Annotated in this window: 25 protein-coding genes; 24 read left to right on the plus strand and 1 reads right to left on the minus strand. The window is 54.8% G+C overall.

Going from position 1 to position 23,339, the window contains the following annotated elements; genetic code table 11:
• From AACR93_RS07595 to AACR93_RS07680, 18 genes are all read left to right on the plus strand, one after another.
• Positions 1-1,343, plus strand: a 1,343-nt coding sequence (locus tag AACR93_RS07595; protein ID WP_043850362.1) for a chemotaxis protein CheA, incomplete at its 5' end; no start/stop codon positions are given.
• Positions 1,344-1,375: 32 nt separating this feature from the next.
• Positions 1,376-2,491 carry a protein-glutamate methylesterase/protein-glutamine glutaminase gene (locus AACR93_RS07600; RefSeq protein WP_041208908.1) on the plus strand — a complete coding sequence of 372 codons (1,116 nt, stop codon included), beginning with the start codon at positions 1,376-1,378 and terminating at the stop codon, positions 2,489-2,491.
• Positions 2,492-2,493: 2 nt separating this feature from the next.
• Positions 2,494-3,231 (plus strand): flagellar motor protein, encoded by a 738-nt coding sequence (locus AACR93_RS07605; RefSeq protein ID WP_043850363.1) that lies wholly within the window; start codon positions 2,494-2,496, stop codon positions 3,229-3,231.
• Between the two features lie 2 nt (positions 3,232-3,233).
• A complete protein-coding gene (locus tag AACR93_RS07610) occupies positions 3,234-4,151 on the plus strand; it encodes a flagellar motor protein MotB (protein WP_043850364.1) in 918 nt (305 codons plus the stop codon).
• 4 nt (positions 4,152-4,155) lie between these two features.
• Positions 4,156-4,950, plus strand: a complete 795-nt coding sequence (locus tag AACR93_RS07615) for a ParA family protein (RefSeq protein ID WP_033114443.1) — start codon at positions 4,156-4,158, stop codon at positions 4,948-4,950.
• A complete protein-coding gene (locus AACR93_RS07620; protein ID WP_043850365.1) occupies positions 4,947-5,819 on the plus strand; it encodes a chemotaxis protein CheW in 873 nt (290 codons plus the stop codon). The genes AACR93_RS07615 and AACR93_RS07620 overlap by 4 nt, the downstream gene beginning before the upstream one ends.
• A gap of 69 nt (positions 5,820-5,888) precedes the next feature.
• Positions 5,889-6,377: a chemotaxis protein CheW gene (locus AACR93_RS07625; RefSeq protein ID WP_033114441.1), complete on the plus strand. Its 489-nt coding sequence runs from the start codon at positions 5,889-5,891 to the stop codon at positions 6,375-6,377.
• An 18-nt stretch (positions 6,378-6,395) separates the two neighbouring features.
• The gene (locus tag AACR93_RS07630; protein ID WP_104014990.1) at positions 6,396-6,782 is read left to right on the plus strand and encodes a DUF2802 domain-containing protein; all 387 of its coding nucleotides are present in this window, start codon (positions 6,396-6,398) and stop codon (positions 6,780-6,782) included.
• 200 nt (positions 6,783-6,982) lie between these two features.
• Complete coding sequence (gene ccmA, locus AACR93_RS07635; RefSeq protein ID WP_043850366.1) at positions 6,983-7,618, plus strand: cytochrome c biogenesis heme-transporting ATPase CcmA; 636 nt, start codon at positions 6,983-6,985, stop codon at positions 7,616-7,618.
• 4 nt (positions 7,619-7,622) lie between these two features.
• On the plus strand, positions 7,623-8,291 hold the full coding sequence (gene ccmB / locus AACR93_RS07640) for a heme exporter protein CcmB (protein WP_041208902.1): 669 nt from the start codon (positions 7,623-7,625) through the stop codon (positions 8,289-8,291).
• Positions 8,292-8,459: 168 nt separating this feature from the next.
• Positions 8,460-9,200, plus strand: coding sequence for a heme ABC transporter permease (locus tag AACR93_RS07645; protein ID WP_041208901.1), 741 nt, complete (start codon positions 8,460-8,462; stop codon positions 9,198-9,200).
• A gap of 2 nt (positions 9,201-9,202) precedes the next feature.
• Positions 9,203-9,409, plus strand: coding sequence for a heme exporter protein CcmD (gene ccmD, locus AACR93_RS07650; RefSeq protein WP_033114436.1), 207 nt, complete (start codon positions 9,203-9,205; stop codon positions 9,407-9,409).
• Positions 9,406-9,897, plus strand: a complete 492-nt coding sequence (gene ccmE / locus AACR93_RS07655; RefSeq protein ID WP_033114435.1) for a cytochrome c maturation protein CcmE — start codon at positions 9,406-9,408, stop codon at positions 9,895-9,897. The genes ccmD and ccmE overlap by 4 nt, the downstream gene beginning before the upstream one ends.
• On the plus strand, positions 9,894-11,849 hold the full coding sequence (locus AACR93_RS07660) for a heme lyase CcmF/NrfE family subunit (RefSeq protein WP_043850367.1): 1,956 nt from the start codon (positions 9,894-9,896) through the stop codon (positions 11,847-11,849). The genes ccmE and AACR93_RS07660 overlap by 4 nt, the downstream gene beginning before the upstream one ends.
• Positions 11,846-12,376 carry a DsbE family thiol:disulfide interchange protein gene (locus tag AACR93_RS07665; RefSeq protein ID WP_043850368.1) on the plus strand — a complete coding sequence of 177 codons (531 nt, stop codon included), beginning with the start codon at positions 11,846-11,848 and terminating at the stop codon, positions 12,374-12,376. The genes AACR93_RS07660 and AACR93_RS07665 overlap by 4 nt, the downstream gene beginning before the upstream one ends.
• Before the next feature lie 11 nt (positions 12,377-12,387).
• Complete coding sequence (locus AACR93_RS07670; protein ID WP_043850432.1) at positions 12,388-12,867, plus strand: cytochrome c-type biogenesis protein; 480 nt, start codon at positions 12,388-12,390, stop codon at positions 12,865-12,867.
• Positions 12,864-14,132 carry a c-type cytochrome biogenesis protein CcmI gene (ccmI, locus tag AACR93_RS07675; RefSeq protein WP_043850369.1) on the plus strand — a complete coding sequence of 423 codons (1,269 nt, stop codon included), beginning with the start codon at positions 12,864-12,866 and terminating at the stop codon, positions 14,130-14,132. The genes AACR93_RS07670 and ccmI overlap by 4 nt, the downstream gene beginning before the upstream one ends.
• Before the next feature lie 85 nt (positions 14,133-14,217).
• The gene (locus AACR93_RS07680) at positions 14,218-15,033 is read left to right on the plus strand and encodes an MlaA family lipoprotein (protein ID WP_041208896.1); all 816 of its coding nucleotides are present in this window, start codon (positions 14,218-14,220) and stop codon (positions 15,031-15,033) included.
• Between the two features lie 125 nt (positions 15,034-15,158).
• On the opposite strand, the gene sodB is transcribed toward AACR93_RS07680, so the two are convergent.
• Positions 15,159-15,743: a superoxide dismutase [Fe] gene (gene sodB, locus AACR93_RS07685; protein WP_005331469.1), complete on the minus strand. Its 585-nt coding sequence runs from the start codon at positions 15,741-15,743 to the stop codon at positions 15,159-15,161.
• A 287-nt stretch (positions 15,744-16,030) separates the two neighbouring features.
• Between sodB and AACR93_RS07690 the strand changes: the two genes are divergently transcribed.
• The 6 genes from AACR93_RS07690 to AACR93_RS07715 all read left to right on the plus strand — a co-directional run bounded on the left by AACR93_RS07690 (position 16,031) and on the right by AACR93_RS07715 (position 23,293).
• Positions 16,031-16,375 carry a Grx4 family monothiol glutaredoxin gene (locus AACR93_RS07690; protein WP_005353650.1) on the plus strand — a complete coding sequence of 115 codons (345 nt, stop codon included), beginning with the start codon at positions 16,031-16,033 and terminating at the stop codon, positions 16,373-16,375.
• Between the two features lie 359 nt (positions 16,376-16,734).
• Positions 16,735-17,739, plus strand: a complete 1,005-nt coding sequence (gene tdcB / locus AACR93_RS07695) for a bifunctional threonine ammonia-lyase/L-serine ammonia-lyase TdcB (protein WP_041208895.1) — start codon at positions 16,735-16,737, stop codon at positions 17,737-17,739.
• 11 nt (positions 17,740-17,750) lie between these two features.
• Positions 17,751-19,082, plus strand: a complete 1,332-nt coding sequence (gene tdcC / locus AACR93_RS07700) for a threonine/serine transporter TdcC (protein WP_041208894.1) — start codon at positions 17,751-17,753, stop codon at positions 19,080-19,082.
• 204 nt (positions 19,083-19,286) lie between these two features.
• Positions 19,287-20,495, plus strand: coding sequence for a propionate kinase (gene tdcD, locus AACR93_RS07705; protein WP_043850370.1), 1,209 nt, complete (start codon positions 19,287-19,289; stop codon positions 20,493-20,495).
• 44 nt (positions 20,496-20,539) lie between these two features.
• A complete protein-coding gene (gene pflB / locus AACR93_RS07710) occupies positions 20,540-22,834 on the plus strand; it encodes a formate C-acetyltransferase (protein WP_043850371.1) in 2,295 nt (764 codons plus the stop codon).
• 69 nt (positions 22,835-22,903) lie between these two features.
• A complete protein-coding gene (locus AACR93_RS07715; RefSeq protein WP_043850372.1) occupies positions 22,904-23,293 on the plus strand; it encodes a RidA family protein in 390 nt (129 codons plus the stop codon).
• Positions 23,294-23,339: the final 46 nt, after the last annotated feature.

Consider the following 23,339-nt stretch of genomic DNA (forward strand, 5'->3'; position numbering starts at 1 on the left):
CACCTGCCGCACCTGCCGCGGTGCCAGCTCAGTCCAAACCTGCTGTGCCTGCTCCTGCATCCAAGCCCGTGACTAGTGCCTCAGCAAAACCTGCAGAGTCGCCATCCAAGCCCGCAGCGCCTGTAGCTGCTAAGTCTACAGCTCCCGCTCCGGCTGAAAACAGTGCCGTACAAAGTGATACTACTGTTCGGGTGGATACCAAGACGCTCGACGTCATCATGAATATGGTGGGCGAGTTGGTATTGGTGCGTAACCGATTGGTTAGTCTTGGTATTGCCAGCAACGATGAAGAGATGTCAAAGGCTGTTGCCAACCTGGATGTTGTGACTGCGGACCTGCAAGGAGCGGTCATGAAGACCCGGATGCAGCCGATCAAGAAGGTCTTTGGTCGATTCCCGCGCGTTGTTCGTGATTTGGCTCGTACTCTCAAAAAAGAAATCGAATTGGTCATGGTCGGTGAAGAGACCGATCTTGATAAAAACTTGGTTGAAGCATTGGCTGACCCCCTTGTTCACTTGGTTCGTAACTCCTGTGACCATGGGGTTGAGTTGCCCGAGATCCGTGAAAAAGCGGGTAAACCACGTCAGGGAACAATCACCCTGAGTGCTTCTCAGCAAGGTGATCATATCCTGCTCTGTATCGAAGATGATGGTGCAGGTATGGATCCCGAAAAACTCAAGTCTATAGCAATCAGCCGTGGTGTGCTGGATGCAGATACTGCTGCTCGCATGAGTGACAATGATGCCTACAACCTGATTTTTGCTCCGGGTTTCTCTACCAAGTCAGAGATTTCGGATATATCAGGCCGTGGTGTCGGTATGGATGTGGTGAAAACCAGCATTGTTGGCCTTAATGGCTCAGTACACATCGATTCCACATGGGGTAAAGGGACGCGTCTTGAAATCAAGGTGCCTCTGACTCTGGCGATTTTACCGACCCTGATGGTAGAGGTGGGAGAGCAAACTTTTGCTCTGCCACTTGGCTGTGTGAATGAGATTTTCCACCTGGATTTGAAAAAGGCCAATATGGTGGACGGTCAGCTCACCATCATTGTTCGTGAGAAGGCAATTCCGCTCTTTTATCTGCATAAATGGCTGGTGCGTGGTCCCAACAAACGCTCCCGTCAAGATACAGGTCATGTAGTTATTGTGCAGATAGGGACACAGCAAATAGGTTTTGTTGTTGATAGCCTGATTGGCCAGGAAGAGGTGGTTATCAAGCCACTTGATAGCTTGCTGCAAGGAACGCCAGGTATGGCGGGGGCCACAATTACCAGTGATGGTGGAATCGCCCTGATTTTGGATGTGCCGAGTCTGCTCAAAGCATATGCGCGTAGACATTAATAGCTCAGGCCCAAGGAGTTAGAAAAATAACAATGGCAGTCAAGGTATTAGTTGTCGACGATTCGAGTTTCTTCCGCCGTCGGGTAAGTGAAATCATTAGTCAGGATCCCATGCTGACAGTGATTGATACCGCTCAAAACGGACGTGAGGCCGTGGACAAGGCGATGTCGCTGCGCCCTGATGTAATCACCATGGACATCGAAATGCCCGTGCTCGACGGCATCAGCGCTGTGCGCGAGATTATGGCCAAATGTCCAACACCTATTTTAATGTTCTCCTCTCTGACCCATGAAGGAGCAAAGGCGACTCTGGATGCACTGGATGCTGGGGCCCTCGATTTCTTACCTAAAAAGTTTGAAGACATCGCCAGAGACAAGGATGAAGCGGTCAGATTGCTGCAGCAGCGGGTGAAGGAGATTTCCCGCAAGCGCTTTTTGATGAGCTCTGCTCGTCCCAAAGCCCCTGAGCCGATGGCCAGATCGCCACTGAGTTCCTCAGCTGCATCGCGAACTGCTGAGCGTGTGCCAGAAACACCGCGCATAACACCTGCTCCGGCATTCAAGCGTAGTGGTAAAACTTATCAATTGGTTGCTATTGGTACCTCCACTGGGGGACCGGTTGCATTGCAAAATGTGTTGACCAAGCTGCCAGGTGATTTCCCTCACCCGATTTTGCTGATCCAGCATATGCCGGCAACCTTTACTGCGGCATTTGCGGCTCGTCTCAATGGCTTGTGCCAGATCGGTGTCAAGGAAGCTGAGGATGGTGACGTGCTCAAACCTGGCCATGCCTATCTGGCTCCGGGTGGCAAACAGATGTTGCTTGAAGGGCGTGGCGTTGGTGCTCGTATCCGGATAATTGATGGCAATGACAAAGTTAACTACAAACCCTGTGTTGATATTACCTTTGCTTCTGCAGCTAAAACCTATGCCGACAAGGTGCTTGCGATAGTCTTGACGGGCATGGGCGCAGATGGCCGAGATGGAGCCAAGCTGCTGAAAGAGCAAGGCTCTACTATCTGGGCTCAGGATGAAGCATCTTGTGTGGTATATGGGATGCCTCAGGCTGTTGCCAAGGCAGGTATCGCCAGTGAATCACTTCCTTTGGACAAAGTGGCACAGCGTATCCTGGTTGAGTTGGGGCGCTGATCATGGGCTTGTTTGGCCTGCTCCTGGCTTTGGGAGCCATTGCCATTGCCCAATTGTGGCATGGTGGTTCCCTGCTGACTCTGGTTGATGGCCCCGCTTTTCTGATCGTATTGGGCGGCACCTTCGGTGCCGTTACTCTGCAAACTCCCGTCAGATATATCTTGCTTGCGCTCAGGCAGGTTCTTTGGATTTTTGTTCCCCCACGTCAGGAGCTGATGCTTCAGGCTGAGCGTTTACAATCCTGGGCTGTGTTTGCCCGGCAGCAAGGGCTGCTGGCTTTGGAAGATCAGGCGGAGCAAGAGGAAGATGAATTTACCCGCCAAGGGTTGAACATGATTGTTGATGGTGTGTCGACAGAAGATATCCGCATGTTGCTGGAGGCCGACATCGACATCGAGCAAGAGCGCAATGAGCATGCAGCCAGGGTATTTGAATCCATGGGGGGTTATAGCCCCACCATCGGGATCATTGGCGCCGTGATGGGGCTTATCCAGGCGATGTTCCATCTCGAAGACCCTGCAGCACTGGGCGCGGGAATTGCGGTAGCCTTTGTTGCAACCATTTATGGAGTGGGGTTTGCCAACCTGATTTATCTGCCTGTTGCCAATAGATTAAGGGCTTTCCATTACCATTCTGCGCTTTTCCAGGAGATGACGCTGGAGGGGCTCATTGCGATTGCCCATGGTGAAAATGGTTTGCAGGTAGAACGGCGGCTCAAGGCATATCTGAAGGGAGAGTAGCCATGCGTAAGCGTTATCGGTTGCACTTGCAAGGGCGTGAGCATCTGGATCGCTGGCTGGTCTCCTACGCCGATTACATGACTCTCATCTTTGCCCTGTTTGTGGTGCTCTATTCCGTAGCTTTGGTTAACAAGGACAAGTATCGTGCCGTCATTGACGGTATGAGTCAGGCTTTCAGTGTTATTCAGCCGCGCAGCGACGGTATGCTGGATGGCCAAGGTCATTCGCTATTGGAAAATTCGGCCTCTTCCGCACCTTCAATTCTTGATGGGACAAGCGGGCCGGCTCCCTCTCTTGCGCCTATTTCCGGTGTCCCTATTTTGCAAAATGGCACAACACTTGCGACGCTTGGTACACAGCTGCAGGCAAGCATGGGATCATTGGTTGAGTCCGGGATAGTCAAACTGACCCAAGATGAGAACTGGCTGACTATCGAGTTGAGTTCAGGACTGTTATTTGGCAGCGGAAGTGCATTTATGGGGCCGAATGCAGCGCCAGTTATCAATACTCTTTCAAGTATTCTCAAACCGGTCGATAACTATGTAAGGGTCAGGGGTTATACCGATAACCAACAGATTAATAATGAAATTTATCGCTCAAACTGGGCTCTGTCTGCGGCTCGGGCTGAGGCAGTGCTAAACGGTTTGATTGCCAATGGTATTGCACCTCAGCGCTTGGCATTCGAGGCATATGGTGAGTTTTCTCCTTTTGCAGACAATGGTAGCGAAGAGGGGCGGCTACAGAACCGTAAAGTGGTGGTCGCTATCTCCAAGTTTGCCTGGGTACCTGCAAGACCTGTAGTCAAAACTCCGCCAGCCACAGAGGCTGTGCCGGAAGTGCAAAAAGCGGCGGATGCTGGTGAGGTCAAGGTGATTTCGCTACCCGGTGGTGGCATGCGTATAACAACAAGGCAGGATTGATACAGTGATTGTTTGGACGGTTGCCAACCAGAAAGGCGGTGTCGGTAAAACCACCACAGTGGTCTCTCTCGCCGGGATCCTGGCTCAGCGTGGCCAACGAGTGCTGCTGATTGATACGGATCCGCATGCCTCGTTGACCGCTTATCTCGATTACGATTCGGATCGTCTTGATGGCACGCTCTATGAGCTTTTTCAAGCAGTCAAGCCGACCACCGAGCTTGTCAATAAACTGACGCTCAAAACCAAGTTCGACAATATCAATCTGCTGCCTGCATCTATCACGCTGGCTACGCTCGATCGGGTCATGGGGAACCGGGAAGGGATGGGGTTGGTACTTAAACGCGCGTTGCTGCGTATTCAGGATCAGTACGACTACGTGCTCATTGACTGTCCACCAGTATTGGGAGTGATGATGGTCAATGCGCTTGCTGCATGTGACCGCATTCTGGTGCCTGTTCAGACCGAATTTCTGGCGCTGAAAGGGCTGGAGCGGATGATGAAGACGTTTGAAATCATGCAGCGCTCAAAACGGGATAAATTTCGTTTTACCGTTATTCCGACCATGTTTGACAAGCGTACCCGAGCATCGCTGATGACTTTGAAATCAATCAAGGAACAGTACGGTGATGCGGTTTGGAACGCGGTGATCCCTATCGATACCAAATTTCGGGATGCCAGTTTGCTGCATATTCCCCCCTCCATTTATTCACCCGGGAGTCGTGGAACCTATGCCTACGAAACTCTGCTCAAATATCTTGACGCGCTTGAGCGGCAGCGGACTCATGAGGTGACGGCATGAGAGATACCATTCAAGTTCGGGCAATGGATGATTATTTCCATTCGCTGCTCCTTGATGACCCGTCAGGGCTTGATGAAATCGAAGAAGCTCCTGCTGCGCCAGTAGTGCAGTTGCAGCGACAAGCTCAAAGTGTGCCGGAGGTAGTTGCTCCTCCCTATATGGAGAGTGACCCGCGTCTTACCCAACTGAGTGAATTGCTGGCTCAAGTGGGGAAGGTGCAATTTGAGAATGACGCGTTTACCAATGAGCTAACAGTGTCAGAGCCACTGCAGATTGTGGCTGAAGAGTCTCTGTCGCCAGTAGAGCCTGAGTGGCCTGCTGAGGTATTGAGCCCTGAGATTGCAGAACCGATCACGATGGTCGTAACCGAGACGGCGGTAGAAGTTGCACCGGAAGTAGCAGAGTCTCCCGTAAGTTGGGAAAATATAGAGACGGGCAAGGAGTTCCAGGCTCTCTTCTTTGAAGTCTCTGGCGTGACGTTTGCGGTGCCCTTGACCGATCTTGGCGGGATTCATCAGCTGGGAGAGGTGACCTCTCTTTTTGGTCAGCCAGGCTGGTACAAAGGGATCATGACCTCTCGCGAGCAAAAGATGAATGTAGTGGATACAGCCCAGTGGGTGATGCCTGGGCAGCATTTGGAGATGGATCCTTACAAATATCTGATTATGCTTGGAGAGTCACCTTGGGGGCTGGCGTGTCATCACCTCAAAGGAACCGAATTGTTGCACCGCGATCAGGTCAAGTGGCGCCATCAAGAGGGCAAGCGCCCTTGGCTCGCGGGCATGGTTAAAGAAAAAATGTGTGCCCTGTTGCATGTTCGGGAATTGCTCCTTTTATTGGAGCGTGGGGTCAACATAGAAGGTCGCTGATAACTTCTGCAATCGAGCTGTTTTATTGCTAGTTTTAGCAGTAGACGTTTTCATAAAAGGAATAAAAACATGACAGAAAAGCGCAATATTGCACAGAATCTGGCTGAAGATGAAGTGCTGCAATGGGTAACCTTCCAACTGGAGAATGAGACCTATGGCATCAACGTGATGCAGGTGCAGGAGGTATTGCGCTACACCGAAATCGCGCCTGTGCCGGGTGCCCCCGAATATGTACTCGGGATCATCAACTTGCGTGGTAATGTGGTGACTGTCATCGATACCCGTTCCCGTTTTGGCTTGCCTTCCGGCGATGTGAGTGAAAACTCCCGCATCGTCATCATCGAAGCCGAGAAGCAGGTGATTGGCATCATGGTCGATAGCGTTGCCGAGGTTGTTTATCTGCGCTCCTCCGAGATTGATGCCGCTCCCGCAGTGGGTACCGAAGAGAGCGCCAAGTTCATCCAGGGTGTTAGCAACCGCGATGGTCAACTGTTGATCCTGGTTGACCTGAACAAGTTGCTCTCTGATGAAGAGTGGGACGAAATTGGTTCTCTCTAACAATAAGGTGATGTTTTGATCATTGAGATAGTTGCCTTGGTGGTGTCCCTGATTGCACTGGCGTTTGCTTTTTATGTCTGGTCAAGAAGCAAGCGCAGCAAGCAGGAGTCCGAGGCAAGCGTAGCTACTTTGCAGGGGCAACTTGAAAGCTTGCGCAAACAGATGATGGAGCTGCATACCGGCGCCATTGGCATGGGGCAACGCCTGCAAGCTGTGGAGGGGGCGATGCAACAGATCAATGATCGCCAGCAAGAGCTGACCATGCAGGATCCAGAGCGCAGGCTCTACAGCCGTGCTGCCAAGATGGTTGAATTGGGTGCCGATCTGGATGAAGTCATGAGTGAGTGTGAGTTGCCAAAGGCAGAAGCCGAACTCTTGATATCCTTGCGAAAAGGTCGTTCTTGATTTCTTGATAGTGAAGGAAGGCTCATGCCTTCCTTTATTTTATATGTAGTGACGGGAACAGGTCAGAGCCATATCGACATCCCCTTTACCTCTTTTCGCGATCACCATCGCGACTTGCGCCAATTGTTGCATCTATGAAACGACGTATCCCAATACTGTGTTAAGATGCAGGCCGCTTAATTCTATTTGATAACATCCTCATGCTGCTTCAAGTCAACAATCTGAGCTGCGTGCGTGAAGATCGCACTCTGTTTGAACATCTCTCATTTACGGTTTCACCCGGCGATCTGGTGCAAATAGAAGGCCCCAACGGGGTTGGCAAAACCAGTCTGTTGCGTTTGCTGACTGGCCTCTCACAACCCTTTTCTGGTGAAGTGCTCTGGAATGGGGAGAATATTCGCGCTTGCCGCGACGAGTATCACGCCAGTTTACTCTATCTGGGTCATCAACCCGGGGTAAAAGCAGCCCTGACACCCTTTGAAAATCTGACTTTTTATCAGCAACTTCATCATTCAGCGCAGACTGAGAGCGACTTGTGGCAGATCCTGGCTCGAGTTGGTCTGGCCGGTTTTGAGGATAACCCCACCGGTCAGCTCTCAGCAGGTCAGCAGCGACGCGTAGCACTCGCCCGCTTGTGGCTCTGCAACCAGCCTTCGCTCTGGATCCTGGATGAGCCCTTCACCGCTATCGATAAACAGGGGGTCAAGGTGCTGGAGCAACTCTTCCTTGCCCATGCCGATCGGGGTGGCATGGTGATCCTCACAACCCATCAGGATCTCACCCTGATGCAGGGGCGCCTCAAGACCTTGTCACTAACCCCCATGATGCAGGAGTGACACCATGCTGCGTGCCGTCATTCATCTCATTCGACGTGAACTGTTGATCGCGCTGCGCCAGCGTTCCGACATTCTCAACCCGCTCTGGTTTTTCCTGATTGTCATCACGCTCTTCCCGCTGGGAATTGGCCCTGAGCCGAAACTGCTGGCTCGTATCGCTCCCGGCATCATCTGGGTTGCCGCTTTGCTGGCGGCCATGTTGTCGCTGGAGCGGCTGTTTCGCGATGACTTCAGTGATGGCTCGCTGGAGCAGATGATGTTGATGCCTCACCCTCTGGGCCTGTTGGCGCTGGCGAAAGTGGTCGCTCACTGGCTGCTGACCGGTTTGCCGCTGTTGCTCATCTCGCCGCTTATCGCAATTCTGCTCTCCCTCGATATGCAGAGTTATCTGGCGGTGGTGGCGACACTGGCGCTGGGGACACCGGTATTGAGCCTGCTCGGTGCCATCGGCGTGGCCCTGACAGTTGGCCTGCGTAAAGGGGGGGTATTGCTCAGTCTGTTGATCCTGCCGCTTTATATCCCGGTGCTGATTTTTGCGACCTCGGCAATCGATGCGGCCGGGATGGGGCTGCCTTACGGGGGTCAGCTTGCCATTCTGGCAGCCATGCTGGTGGGGGCATTGACGTTGACCCCGCTGGCGGTGTCAGCCGCTTTGCGAGTCAGCCTCAACTGATTATGTTGGTGCAAGAGTAACAAGCCTCGTATGGGGCAATGTTGGAAAAATTAAGTTGCGATGGATCAAGGAGAGCGCCGCTTATTGCTTTCGGGGTATTTGATGCAGCCCTGCGGTCGGTATGGTAGGCCTCGCCAAATGATTAATAACAAAAAGGTTTTGTGAGCTATGTGGAAATGGTTGCACCCTTATGCCAAACCGGAGCGGGCCTATCAGTTGGCTGGTACCCTGCTTCCCTGGTTTGCGGTGATTAGTCTGCTTTCGTTCATCATCGGTTCTGTCTGGGGGCTGGCCTTTGCCCCGGCAGATTATCAGCAGGGTGACTCCTTCCGGATCATCTATATCCACGTCCCTGCCGCCATCCTCTCCATGGGGGCTTACTCCACCATGGCGATTGCTGCGTTTATCGGGCTGGTATGGCAGCTGCGGATGGCTGACATGACGGTAGCAGCCATTGCTCCGGTCGGTGCCATCTTTACCTTTATCGCTCTCTTTACCGGTGCGGCCTGGGGAAAGCCCATGTGGGGAACCTGGTGGGTCTGGGATGCCCGTCTCACCTCCGAACTGATTTTGCTGTTCCTCTACCTCGGCGTCATCGCCCTCTACAACGCCTTTAGCGACAAGGTGCTGGCTGGCCGTGCTGCCGGCATTCTGGCGCTGGTCGGGGTGATCAATCTGCCCATCATTCACTACTCGGTAGAGTGGTGGAACACCCTGCATCAGGGGGCCACCATCACCAAGTTTGCCAAACCCTCCATCTCTTCCGACATGTTGTGGCCGCTGCTCGTCATGATCCTGGCGTTTGCCACTTTCCTCGGTGCGTTGACCCTTATGCGCTTTAGAAACGAGCTCTTGATGCGGGAGTGGCACCGTCCCTGGGTCAAAGAGATAGCCGAGCAGGAGAAGTAAGCATGCACTTTGCCTCTTTCAGTGACTTCCTGGCAATGGGCGGATACGCCTTCTATGTCTGGCTCTCTTTTGGCCTGACTTTGGTCTGCCTCATCGGTATCGTCATTTCCACCCGTATGAAAACCCGCAGCCTGCTCGGCGAATTGCGCAGCAAGCAGGCTCGCGAGGCTCGTCGCAAGGCGGCCCAGCAGATGGAGAACACCCTATGAATCCGAGACGTAAAAAACGCCTCACCATTATCCTGGCCATCACGCTGGGGCTCGCAACCGTCTGTGGGCTGGTGCTCTATGCCCTGAGTCAGAACATCGATCTCTTCTACACGCCGAGCGAGTTGGTGGAAGGGAAAGGGCCGGACAAGATCAAGCCGGAAGAGGGGCAGCGTCTGCGCATCGGTGGGCTGGTTGTGCCCGGCTCGGTTCAACGGGATCCCCAGAGCCTCAAGGTGGCCTTCAAGCTGGTGGATAACGGCGGTCATCTGGTGACGGTGGAGTATGACGGCATTCTGCCGGATCTGTTCCGCGAAGGGCAGGGCATTGTCGCGCAGGGCACCCTGAAGGATGCCACTACAGTCGAGGCCTTCGAGGTGCTGGCCAAACACGATGAGAAATACATGCCGCCTGAAGTGGCCGATGCCACCAACGGCATGCACTTCAAGCCGCAATATACCGAGGCGCAGTTGAAGGGGAGCAAGCAATGATCCCGGAATTAGGACAGTTTGCACTGATCCTGGCCTTTGCCACCGCCATATTGCTGGGCAGTTACCCGCTGCTTGGCGCCAGTTGGGGGCGCCTTGGCATGATGTCGGCGGCCCGTCCGCTCGCCTATGCTCAGTTCCTGCTGTTGTTGCTGTCGTTCCTCTGCCTGACTTGGGCATTTATCGACAACGACTTCACCGTGCAGTATGTGGCCACCAACTCCAACAGCCTGCTACCGCTCGCTTATCGTATCTCTGCAGTATGGGGGGCCCATGAGGGCTCTCTGCTGCTGTGGGTGCTGACGCTGGGGGGTTGGACTGCGGCCGTCGCCATGTTTAGCCGCCGTCTGCCGCTCGACGCGGTAGCGCGGGTACTCGGCGTACTAGGCCTCATCTCGGTCGGTTTTACCGCCTTCGTGCTGTTTACCTCCGACCCCTTCATTCGAACCTTGCCTTACTTCCCGGTGGATGGCCGCGACCTCAACCCGTTGTTGCAGGATCCGGGTCTCATCTTCCACCCGCCGATGCTCTACATGGGCTATGTGGGCTTTTCGGTCGCCTTTGCCTTTGCCATCGCGTCCCTGATGACTGGTCGCCTCGATGCGACCTGGGCGCGCTGGTCTCGTCCATGGACCATGGCCGCCTGGGTCTTCCTGACGCTGGGGATCGTGCTGGGCTCCTGGTGGGCCTATTACGAGCTCGGCTGGGGTGGCTGGTGGTTCTGGGATCCGGTAGAAAACGCCTCCTTTATGCCCTGGCTGGCGGGTACTGCCCTGCTGCACTCGCTGGCGGTGAGTGAAAAGCGCGCCACCTTCAAGGCCTGGACCGTGCTGCTGGCGCTTTCTGCTTTCTCCCTGAGCCTGCTCGGCACTTTCCTTGTGCGCTCCGGCGTGCTGGTGTCGGTGCATGCGTTTGCCTCCGACCCGACCCGCGGTTTGTTCATTCTGGGCTTCCTGCTGGCGGTAATCGGCTCATCCTTGCTGCTGTTTGCCTTCAAGGGCTCGCAAGTGAAGAGCCATGGCAAGCATGAGCTGTGGAGCCGCGAGACCCTGCTGCTTTGCAACAACATCATGCTGGTGGCGGGTCTGTTGACCGTGCTGCTTGGCACCCTGCTGCCGCTGGTTCACAAGGAGCTGGGGCTGGGCAGCATCTCCATCGGTACCCCCTTCTTCAACCACATCTATAGCTGGCTCATCATTCCGTTCGCCCTGTTGCTGGGGATTGGCCCGCTGTTTCGCTGGCGCCGCCAGGAGCTGGGCGAGCTCAAGAGCAAGGTCGTGATTGCGCTGCTCCTGAGTCTGGCTGCGGCCTTCTTGCTGCCGCTGACCCTTGCCGAGACATTCAAGCCGTGGGCGGCATTGGGCATCGGTCTTGGCGCCTGGATAATCGTCACCAGTGCGCAAGAGACCTGGGCGCGGGCTACCCACAAGCACAGTTTTGCCAGCGGAGTTCGCAAGCTGGGCAACAGCCACTGGGCCATGATCCTGGGTCACGTTGGGTTGGCAGTCAGCATCATAGGTATCGCCTGTACCCAGAACTACAGCATCGAGAAAGATTTGCGGATGCAGGCGGGGGATCGGATTCATTTTGCCGATTACGAGTTTGTCTTCACCGGCATCAAGGAGAAGAACGGCCCCAACTACGATGGTTTCAAGGGCGTGCTGGAAGTGCACAAGGATGGCAAGCAGGTGGCCCTGCTCAAGCCGGAGAAGCGGATGTACAAGGTGACCCGGATGCCGATGACCGAGGCGGCCATCGATGCCGGTATTACCCGTGACCTTTACGCAGCCCTTGGCGAACAGCTCGACAACGGTGCCTGGGCTATGCGGATTTACTACAAGCCTTTCGTGCGCTGGATCTGGTTTGGCGGCGTGTTCATGGCTATCGGCGGCGTACTGGCGATGCTGGACAAACGCTACCGTTTTGGTCGTCGTGAGGAGGAGAGCAAGGCATGAATCGCAAGACCTGGCTGTTTTTAATTCCCTTTATCGTCTTTCTGCTGGGCGCCGTCTTTCTGTTCAAGGGACTTTACTCTGACCCCACCAAACTCGAATCCGTGATGGTGGGTAAAGAGGTGCCGGTGTTCACCCTGCAGGACATTTACGATCTGGGCAAACAGCACGATCGCAGCATCCTGACCGGTCGTCCCATGCTGCTCAACGTCTGGGCGACCTGGTGCCCGACCTGCTATGGCGAGCACACCTATCTCAAGGAGCTGGCGGGGCAGGGGATCTACATCGTCGGGATGAACTACAAGGATGAACGCAACAAGGCGATCAAATGGCTGGCTGAGTTGGGCAATCCCTACCAGATCAATCTTTATGATCCGGACGGCATGCTGGGGCTGGATCTGGGGGTATACGGCGCGCCGGAGACCTTCTTCATCGACAGCAAGGGGATCATCCGTTATCGCCACGTCGGGGATATCAACCCCGAAAACTGGGCATCGACCCTCAAACCCATCTTTGATGCCATGAAGTGAGGGGCGTGCTGATGAGAGTGTTAATTGCTTCCCTGCTGCTGTTGCTGGGATGGGTGGTGCAAGCGCCGGCCATGGCCGCCATCGATGTCTATACCTTCGACAATGACAACCAGGAGCAGGTCTTTCGGGAGCTGACCAGGGAGCTGCGCTGCCCCAAGTGTCAGAACCAGGATATTGCCGACTCCAATGCGGGGCTGGCCAAGGATCTGCGCGACAAGACCTACCAGATGGTGCGTCAGGGCAAGGACAAGGATGAGATAGTGGATTACATGGTGGCCCGCTACGGCAACTTTATCCTCTATAACCCGCCGTTGATGGCATCAACCCTGATCCTCTGGCTTGGCCCGCTGCTGGTCATCGTCATCGGCCTGGGGGTGGTGGTGATGCGCAGCCGGCGACCTGTGGCTGCAGCCCGGCCCGTGGATAGTGCCCTGAGCGAAGAGGAGCAGCGCCGGCTCACCGAGCTGCTCAAAGAGGAAGAGAAACAATGACCGCTTTTTGGATTGTGATTGCGGCCCTGCTGGTATTGGTAAGTCTGGCGCTGGTCGTACCGCTGTGGCGTGGTGAAGGCAAGCAGAGCATCAGCCGTTCGGCCCTCAACAAGCAGCTCTATCGCCAGCGTCTGCTGGAGATCGGCGAGGAGCGCGAACAGGGTGTGCTTGCCGAGGAGCCTGACTCGCTCATCGAGTTGCAGCGCAGCCTGCTCGATGACATTCCCGATGTGGAGCAGACCGCCCGCAGCGGCAAGAGTCTGATCTGGATCCCGGGTGTGGTAGTGCTGGTGGTGGTGAGTCTGGGCCTCTACTTCAAGTTGGGCAGCTGGCAGGAGGTAAGCCGCTGGCAGGATGCCAACAGCCGTCTTGGCGAGCTGAGTAACCGTATTCTGGTGGAGCGCGATGCCAAGGTGACTGAACAGGATCTGCTCGACTTCACATTGGGGTTGCGCACCCGTCTCAAGGATGAACCGAACGACTACCGTGGCTGGCTGCTGCTGGGGCGCTTGGCGCTGGATGGCAACGATCCCGAGATGGCCAACGACGCGCTTGAGCGAGCTTACAAGCTGGCCCCGCAAAAATCGCTGGTGGCAGTTCCCTATGCACAGGCGCTGATGATGACGGGGGATGAGGCACAAGCCGATTCCCTGTTGCAGGCTGCCATCGCTCAGGAGCCGGGCAACATCGAGGCGCGCTCTGTCTACGCGTTCATGGCGCTGCAAAAAGAGGACTTCCAGACCGCCCTTGCTCGCTGGCAGGCGATGCTGCCGCTGATGGAGAAGGGCTCTCCCCGCTATGTGATGGTTGAGCGCTCAATGGATTATGCCAGGGCGCAGCTCAAGCAACGTGGTATGGCGGTGACGCCTTCTGGCGCAGTGGATGCTCGGGATAACCAGCAAACTCAGCTTGAGGTGAAGCAGGGCGAGTTCCCGATCCATATCTCGCTGGCGGCCGGCATTCAGATGCCGGAAGATGCCTATCTCTTCGTGTTTGCCGTGGTGCCCAACGGGCCGCCCATGCCGATTGCCGTCAAGCGTATTGCAGGGCCCACCCTGCCCGTGACGCTCTCGCTGGGTGATGGCGATGCCATGATGGAAGGGAGCAAGCTGGCTTCCTATCCCGAGCTGCAATTCAAGGCTCGTCTCTCCCGTGGCGGCAACGTCATGAACAAGGAGGGGGCCTTTGAAGGGGTATCTGTACCGATCAAGAGTGCAGATATTCCAAGCGCTCCGATTGACATCCGTATCGATCACGCCCTCTAATATGTCCTTTGATAACCCGGCCACCGGAGGGCGGCCGGGTTATCTATACTTCTGATAAATCAAAATAAAACGTCGGGACTTCCATATGTATCTTCGTGCAGGGGCCTTGCTGTCAGCCCTGTTGCTGGCTGGCTGCGCCGGTGGCCCACCCAAACCGGGGCCAGAGAGCCTTGATCTCAATCCTGGAATGAATCATCCGGGAGCTACCAGTACGGCAGCAGATCCTCGTGACCCCTTCCAGGGGCCAAACCGGGCCATGTGGGCAGTTAACTACGATGTGCTGGAGCCCTATGTCGCCCGGCCCGTGGTACACGGCTATGCCCGTTACGTACCGCAGGGGATGAAGGATGGCATCGAAAATCTGGTGGAGAACTTCAACGAACCGAGCAGCATGGTCAACCACCTTATCACCGGTGATTTGAAGGGGGCGGGGGTCAACTTGGGTCGTTTTACCCTCAACACCACGGTCGGCCTGCTGGGTATTTTCGACGTGGCCAAACATGCCGGTCTTGAGCGCGACAAGCTGGAGATGGATACCGTACTGGGCAAGGCGGATATTGGCGAAGGTGCCTACCTGATGGTGCCGGTCTATGGCCCGACCACGACCCGCAAGCTGGTAGGTGATACGGTCGATACCATCTACTTCCCCTATGCCTTGTTGACCTTGCCACTGCGAGTGGTGCACTGGGCGCTCGATGGCCTAGGCTCCCGCTCCAAGCTGATCGATCAGGAACGGATCATCGACAACTCGCTCGATCCTTATGCATTGACCAAAGATTTCTACCTGCAATACAACCAGAGCAAGGTGACGGGCAAGAAAGCCGAGCTCAAGGAGACGAAGCAGGAGCAGTCTGATGATGCCAATCTCGACCAGTATATGGATGAGATAGATGACCAGTAGATGGGTTGTCTGATGACCTGAAACAGGCGCCTCATGGCGCCTTTTTCATCTCTGTTGTGCTGCCACACAGATATAAAAAAACGCCTCGCAGGTGCGAGGCGTTTTGGCAAGAAGAGGAGCCGTTATCAGGCTGCCAAGTTCTTGGCCACGAATTCCCAGTTAACCAGAGCCCAGAAGGTTTCCATGTACTTCGGACGCAGGTTGCGGAAGTCGATGTAGTAGGCGTGCTCCCACAGGTCAACAGTCAGCAGCGGGGTAGTACCGGCTTCGGTCAGCGGGCAGCCAGCGTTGGAAGTGTTGACGATGGCCAGAGAGCCGTCAGCCTTCTTCACCAGCCAGGTCCAGCTTGAACCGAAGTTGCCGATGGCAGACTTGGTGAAGGCATCCTTGAACTCGGCGAAGGAGCCGAATGCTTTGTTGATGGCATCAGCCAGTGCGCCAGTCGGCTCGCCACCGCCGTTCGGGGAGAGGCAGTGCCAGTAGAAAGTGTGGTTCCAGATCTGGGCTGCGTTGTTAAAGACGCCACCAGTGGAGGTCTTGATGATCTCTTCCAGAGACTTGCCTTCAAACTCGGTACCCGGCACCAGATTGTTCAGATTGACCACGTAGGTGTTGTGGTGCTTGCCGTGATGGTATTCCAGGGTCTCCTGGGAGATGTGCGGTTCCAGAGCATTGATTGCATAGGGCAGAGCGGGAAGTTCGAATGCCATTTTCTACTCTCCATTGGCTGGACCGTGCGAGCGCGACGGTTGCAAGACATTGCGTACTCTTTTCCAATGTGAAAAGAGTTGTTTTTAAAATGGTGGGACAGGAAAGTCCAAAGCCAAGGGATTGTAGCAGTATCAAAGATGGGCTAACAACCCTTGATTGGCGCCATGATCAGGATCAATCATCTGTCTATTCTGGCAGCAATTCGTGCCGTTCTTGCCCTTTGTCCGGTTGTGATCGGGCCAGATTGCAGTAGAATGGCCGCCATCATTGCTCTAGTGAGGCATCTATGGAAACTATCGAAAAGATCAAGCAGCAGCTGGCTGACAACCCCATCATCATCTACATGAAGGGCTCTCCCAAGCTACCCAGCTGTGGCTTCTCTGCCCAGGCCTCCCAGGCGCTGATGTCCTGCGGTGAGCCGTTTGCATATGTTGATATCCTGCAAAACCCGGATATCCGCGCTGAATTGCCGAAATTTGCCAACTGGCCGACCTTCCCGCAGCTGTGGGTTGAGGGCGAGCTGATCGGTGGCTGCGACATCATGATCGAGATGTTCCAGGCCGGCGAGCTGCAGGCTCTGATCAAAGAGACTGCTGCCAAGTACAAGAAAGATGATGCTGCAGCCGAGTAATCGGTCCGGTGTTGTCGAGAGGGAGCCACACAGGCTCCCTTTTTTATTGTCCCGGTTCTGGCAGGCAAGCAACTGATTGCCGGTTGCAAAAAGCAACGCAATTGCCCTGAAAAATCTAATCTTTGCGGCTTTGTGTTGGAGTTGTTAATTATATTGTTCGCCAATCTCTGATTACTTTTTTTAATCCATTTGGATTCAAGTGTTGCTGCCATCACATTTTTTGATAATTTCACCGTAACGCAGTCTCTTTGTAGATTTTTTTGTGTTTATGCTCACATTAATTGCAGGTGATAGAACCTAGTATCGCTTCGCCCAGTGAAATAAAACCCTACAAATTAATAAATAAAAAGAGATTTGCGATGAAGATGTATAGCAATCTGCCCATTGGTCTTCATGATATTACCGAAGCCAAAAAAAGACTGACCAACCATATATACAAGACCGCGCAATTACCCTCTAACTACATCAGCGAACGTTGCCATGGCGAGGTTTACCTTAAGCTTGAAAACATGCAACGTACAGGCTCTTTTAAAATTCGCGGTGCCTTCAACAAACTCAGTTCATTAAGTCTGGAGGATCGTCAAAAAGGTGTTGTCGCCTGCTCTGCCGGTAATCACGCGCAGGGGGTATCTTTGTCCAGTGCCATGCTGGGAATTGATGCCAAGGTGGTCATGCCTTGCTGTGCACCAAAATCAAAAATTGCAGCAACCAGCGATTATTCGGCGGAAGTTATTCTGCATGGCAATAGTTTCAATGACACCATTGCCAAAGTCAGTGAAATCGTGGAAATGGAAGGCCGCGTATTTATCCCCCCCTTCGACGATGCAAAAGTGATTGCCGGTCAGGGCACCATTGGTCTGGAAATCATCGAGGATCTCTATGATGTGGACAACATCATAGTGCCGATTGGCGGCGGTGGTCTGATTGCCGGTGTTGCCATGGCCATCAAATCCATCAACCCGACTATCCGGGTGATTGGCGTGCAGTCGGAGAATGTCCACGGCATGGCGGCTTCATACTACGCAGGTACCATTACCAATCACAGAACCAGCAGCACGCTGGCTGATGGCTGTGACGTGGCAAGACCCGGCACCCTGACCTATGAAATTGTCAAAGAGCTGGTCGATGACATCGTTCTGGTCACTGAAGATGATATTCGCCACAGCATGGTTGACCTTATTCAGCGCAACAAGGTGATTACCGAAGGGGCGGGAGCTCTGGCCTCGGCAGCGCTGCTGAGCGGCAAGCTGAAACATTATGTCGAAGGCAAAAAGACCGTCAGCATTATTTCGGGTGGCAATATTGACCTGACCCGGATCGCCGAAATTATCGAACAGAACAATATCCGTCAATTTAGCCTGTAAGGAATACAGTCATGATATTGGATAGTGTCGTTAGCAGCAGTAAAGAGAGTGTCAAAGCATGGCGTAAGTCAGATACAACTTGGGGGCTCGGTCTATTTGGTACAGCGATCGGTGCAGGTGTTCTATTTTTCCCAATTCGGGCCGGATATGGTGGTCTGATACCAATATTAATCATGTTGGTGCTGGCTTACCCTATAGCATTTTATTGCCACAGGGCGTTGGCCAGATTATGTCTTTCCGGCAGCAATCCATCGGCAAATATTACCGAGACCGTTGAAGAGCATTTTGGTAAAATGGGTGGGGTAGTGATTACCTTCCTCTATTTCTTTGCCATCTGTCCACTGCTGTGGATATATGGTGTGACGATCACCAATACCTTCATGGCATTCTGGGAGCATCAACTGCAAATGGCGCCGCTCAATCGGGGTGTTGTCGCCCTAGGGCTGCTGCTGTTGATGGCCTTCGTGATCTATTTCGGCAAGGATCTGATGGTTCGCGTGATGAGTTATCTGGTATTTCCTTTCATCGCCAGCCTGGTGGTTATCTCCCTCTCCCTCGTTCCTTACTGGAACAGTGCCGTCTTTGATCAGGTAAACCTGAGTGAAATATCCATGTTTGGTCACGACGGTATTCTGGTCACCGTCTGGTTGGGGATCTCCATCATGGTCTTCTCCTTCAATTTCTCGCCGATTGTCTCCTCTTTCATCGTCTCCAAACGGGAAGAGTATGAGCAGGAGTTCGGTCGTGATTTTACCGAGAAGCGCTGCTCGAAGATTATCTCCGGTGCCAGCATGCTGATGGTGGCCGTGGTGATGTTCTTTGCCTTCAGCTGCCTGTTTACCCTGTCGCCGCAAAATATGGCGGAAGCCAAGGCCCAGAATATTCCGGTGCTCTCCTATCTGGCCAACCACTTCTCCTCGCTGGCTGGCAGCAAGTCTGCATTTGCCACCACCCTGGAGTATGCCGCTTCCATCATTGCGCTGGTTGCCATCTTCAAATCCTTCTTCGGCCACTATCTGGGGACGCTGGAAGGGTTGAACGGCCTCATCCTCCGCTTTGGATACCAGGGCGACAAGAGCAAGGTTTCCAGTAAAAAACTCAACATGGTCAGTATGTTGTTCATCATGGGCTCGACCTGGCTGGTCGCTTATGTGAACCCCAACATCCTCGACCTGATTGAGGCAATGGGGGCGCCGATCATCGCTTCCCTGCTCTGTCTGCTGCCGATGTATGCCGTCAACAAAACACCTGCGCTGGCCAAATATAAAGGCCAGGCCAGCAACGTGTTTGTCACCATCATCGGTGTGCTGACCATCCTGAATATTGTTTCCAAGCTGTTCTGAAAACCTTTTCTGCAAGTCACCAGCCATTCAGACCCTGACCCCTTGGCGGGGTCTGCATGGCGCAGTCAGAAGTGCGCAATAACCGGTTCTTGGTTGGCCCAATTATTTGGGCCCAGGGCAAGGCTATCCGTTATTTGGCCACCACGCAGTGGTAAATATGTTCTGACTGCAGTGACTCGGCATCATAAATATCGAGGCGATGTAATGAAGTTTGATTCGTTGGTTCTGGTTATCAATTGCGGCTCTTCGTCGGTCAAATTCTCGGTACTGGATAGTAAAACCTGCGAGGTGGTGATCTCCGGCATGGCCGATGGTATCGAGACCGAACATCCCCAGCTGAAAATTGATAAAAACCCGGCCACTCCCTTGCCGGAAAACAACCATAGCTGTGCATTGGCGGCGATTGCAGAAGAGCTGAAACTGCGCGGTTTGCTCGATGCTATCACCCTGGTGGGCCATCGCATTGCCCATGGCGGTAATGAGTTCAGCGAAGCGGCCATCATTGACGAGCGGGTACTGGCCAAAATCAGGCAGGTCTCGCCACTGGCCCCGTTGCACAACCACGCCAATCTGAGCGGCGTGATGGCCGCCCGCCAGCTATTTCCCGACCAGCCCCAAATTGCGGTATTTGATACTGGCTTTCACCAGACCCTGAAGCCGGAAGCCTATATCTATGCGCTGCCTTACCAATATCTGCAGGATTACGGCGTGCGCCGCTATGGCTTCCATGGCACCTCCCATCGCTATGTTGCCGAGCAGGCTTGCGTATTTATGGGGCTGGATGAGCAGCATGCCGGTCTGGTCATCGCCCATCTGGGCAATGGCGCCTCTATTTGTGCAGTGCAGGATGGCAAGAGCGTCGATACCTCGATGGGGATGACGCCGCTGGAGGGGCTGATCATGGGCAGCCGCAGCGGCGATATCGATTTTGGCGCGCTGGCCTATATCGCCAGCAAGACGGGGCAATCCATCGAGGATATCGAGCGGGTATTGAACAAGCAGTCCGGCCTGCTGGGTATTTCGGGGCTCTCCTCGGATATGCGGGTATTGGAAGTTGCCTATCACGAAGGACATCCCGGCGCAAAATTGGCCATTCACGCTTTTGTCCATCGTATTGCCCGCCATATCGGCGGCCATGCCACCTCATTGCGCCGGCTGGATGCCGTTATTTTCACCGGTGGGATCGGCGAGAACTCGGCCTTTATCAGAAAGCTGGTATGCGAACGACTTCAGGTATTTGGCGTAGCGATCAGCGAGCCGTTTAACCAGCGTCCCAATAGCGAGGGCTGCCGGGTAATTTCGGCGGCAGAGTCCATGGTGCTGGCGGCGGTTATTCCCACCAATGAAGAGAAAATGATCGCGCTGGATGCCATTCGTCTGGGGCAGCAGGTTCGTCAGGCCGAGTGCGTCTGACATCTTCCACTGTAGTGTCATGAGTAGTGAATGAGGTTTATTTGATGAAAGTTGATATGCAATTGGATCAGGATAAATTCCGTCAGGCATGGCAAGGGTTTGCCGGTGAGAACTGGAAGCACGAGATCAACGTCCGTGATTTTATCCAGCAGAACTACACCCCCTATGAAGGTGACGAACAGTTTTTAGCTGATGCGACCGAAGCGACCACTACCTTGTGGAACAAGGTGATGGAGGGGATCTGCATCGAGAATGCCACCCACGCGCCTGTTGATTTTGATACCAATATTGCCACCACAATCACCGCCCACGGGCCGGGTTATATCGAGCCGGCGCTGGAAAAAATCGTTGGCCTGCAAACCGACAAGCCCCTTAAAAGAGCGCTGCACCCGTTTGGCGGCGTAAATATGATCCGCAGCTCTTTTGAAGCGTATGGCCGGGAGATGGATCCCGAATTTGAATATACCTTCAGCGAATTGCGCAAAACCCACAATCAGGGGGTGTTCGACGTCTACTCTCCCGAGATGCTGCGCTGCCGAAAGTCAGGGGTATTGACCGGTTTGCCGGATGGTTACGGCCGTGGTCGCATTATCGGAGATTATCGTCGGGTAGCGCTCTATGGCATAGATTATCTAATCCGTGAGCGGGAGCTGCAGTTTGCCGATCTGCAACCGGCTCTCGAGCGGGGGGAGCAGCTGGAGCAGGTGATCCGCCAGCGCGAGGAGCTGGCCGAGCACAAGCGGGCACTGGGGCAGATCAAGCAGATGGCGGCTAGCTACGGCTTTGACATCTCCGGGCCGGCACGCACTGCCCAGCAGGCGGTGCAGTGGCTCTACTTTGCTTATCTGGCAGCGGTGAAGTCGCAAAACGGTGGCGCCATGTCCCTCGGTCGTACCGCCACCTTCCTCGATATCTATATCGAGCGGGATCTGAAGGCGGGGCTCATCAGCGAGCAGGATGCCCAGGAGCTGGTCGATCACTTCATCATGAAGATCCGCATGGTGCGCTTCCTGCGTACCCCCGAGTTTGACTCCCTCTTCTCCGGCGATCCCATCTGGGCGACCGAGGTGATCGGCGGCATGGGGCTGGATGGCCGTACTCTGGTGACCAAGAACTCCTTCCGCTACCTCCACACCCTCAAGACCATGGGGCCGGCGCCCGAGCCCAACCTCACCATCCTCTGGGCGGAAGGGTTGCCACGGGCCTTCAAGACCTATGCGGCCCGCGTCTCCATCGATACCTCATCCCTGCAGTATGAGAACGATGATCTGATGCGCACCGACTTCGAGAGCGATGACTATGCCATCGCCTGCTGCGTGAGCCCCATGGTGATCGGCAAGCAGATGCAGTTCTTCGGTGCCCGTGCCAACCTGGCCAAAACCCTGCTCTATTGCATCAACGGCGGGGTGGACGAGAAGCTGAAGATCCAGGTCGGTCCGAAAGTGGCGCCCATCATGGACGAGGTGCTGGATTACGCCACTGTCATGGTCAGCCTCGACAGCTTTATGGACTGGCTGGCGGTGCAGTACATCAGTGCGCTCAACCTTATTCACTACATGCACGACAAGTACAGCTACGAGGCCTCACTGATGGCGCTGCACGACCGCGACGTCTATCGCACCATGGCCTGCGGCATTGCCGGTCTGTCGGTGGCGGTTGATTCGCTGGCGGCCATCAAGTACGCCCGGGTCAAGCCGGTGCGCGATGCTGACGGGCTGGCGGTCGACTTCGTGATTGAGGGGGAGTATCCCCAGTACGGCAACAACGACGAGCGGGCCGACTCTATCGCCTGCGATCTGGTCGAGCGCTTCATGAAGAAGATCCAGGCGCTGCCAACCTACCGCAATGCGGTGCCGACCCAGTCGATCCTGACCATCACCTCCAACGTGGTCTATGGCCAGAAGACCGGCAACACCCCGGATGGCCGCCGCGCCGGTGCGCCGTTTGCGCCGGGGGCCAACCCGATGCACGGTCGGGATCGCAAGGGGGCGGTCGCTTCGCTCGCCTCGGTGGCCAAGCTGCCGTTCAAATATGCCAAGGACGGGATCTCCTACACCTTCTCCATCGTGCCGGGGGCGCTCGGCAAGGAACCCGCCAATCGCGAGAACAATCTGGTGGGGTTGATGGATGGCTACTTCCATCATGAGCGGGATGTAGAAGGGGGCCAGCACCTCAACGTCAACGTGATGAACCGCGAGATGCTGCTGGATGCCATCGAGAATCCGGATAAGTACCCCAGTCTGACCATCCGGGTCTCCGGCTATGCGGTGCGCTTCAACGCCCTGACCCGCGAGCAGCAGCAGGACGTCATCTCCAGAACCTTCACCAACATGATGTAACTCTCATGCCCGGGGTGAGCAGGCTTGCTCCGGGCCTACTTTTTGTTTGTCAGCACGAGGAAGTAACAGATGCGACAGGTTATCACTACCAAAGCGGCGCCGGGCGCCATCGGCCCCTATGTGCAGGCCACCCGGATTGGCAACATCCTCTACACCTCCGGCCAGATCCCGCTGGACCCGGTGAGCGGCGACATTGCGGAGGGGATCGAAGCGCAAACCCTGCGTTCCCTGCAAAACGTCAAGGCGATTGTCGAGGCGGCAGGCGGTGAGGTGCGCAATATCTTCAAGACCACGGTGTTTGTCTCGGATTTGAACGACTTTGCCGAGGTAAACCGGGTCTACAACGACTTCTTCACCGAGCACGATGCCATGTATCCGGCGCGCTCCTGCGTGGAAGTGGCCCGCCTGCCCAAGGATGTGAAGATCGAGATAGAGGCAATTGCTGCGCTGGAGTCCTGACGCGGCGATCCTTATCAATAAAAAGAGCGGCAGCCCGAGGGCTGCC

The sequence above is a fragment of the Aeromonas sp. L_1B5_3 genome (assembly GCF_963866575.1).
In the GTDB taxonomy this organism is placed as follows: Bacteria; Pseudomonadota; Gammaproteobacteria; order Enterobacterales; family Aeromonadaceae; genus Aeromonas; species Aeromonas jandaei.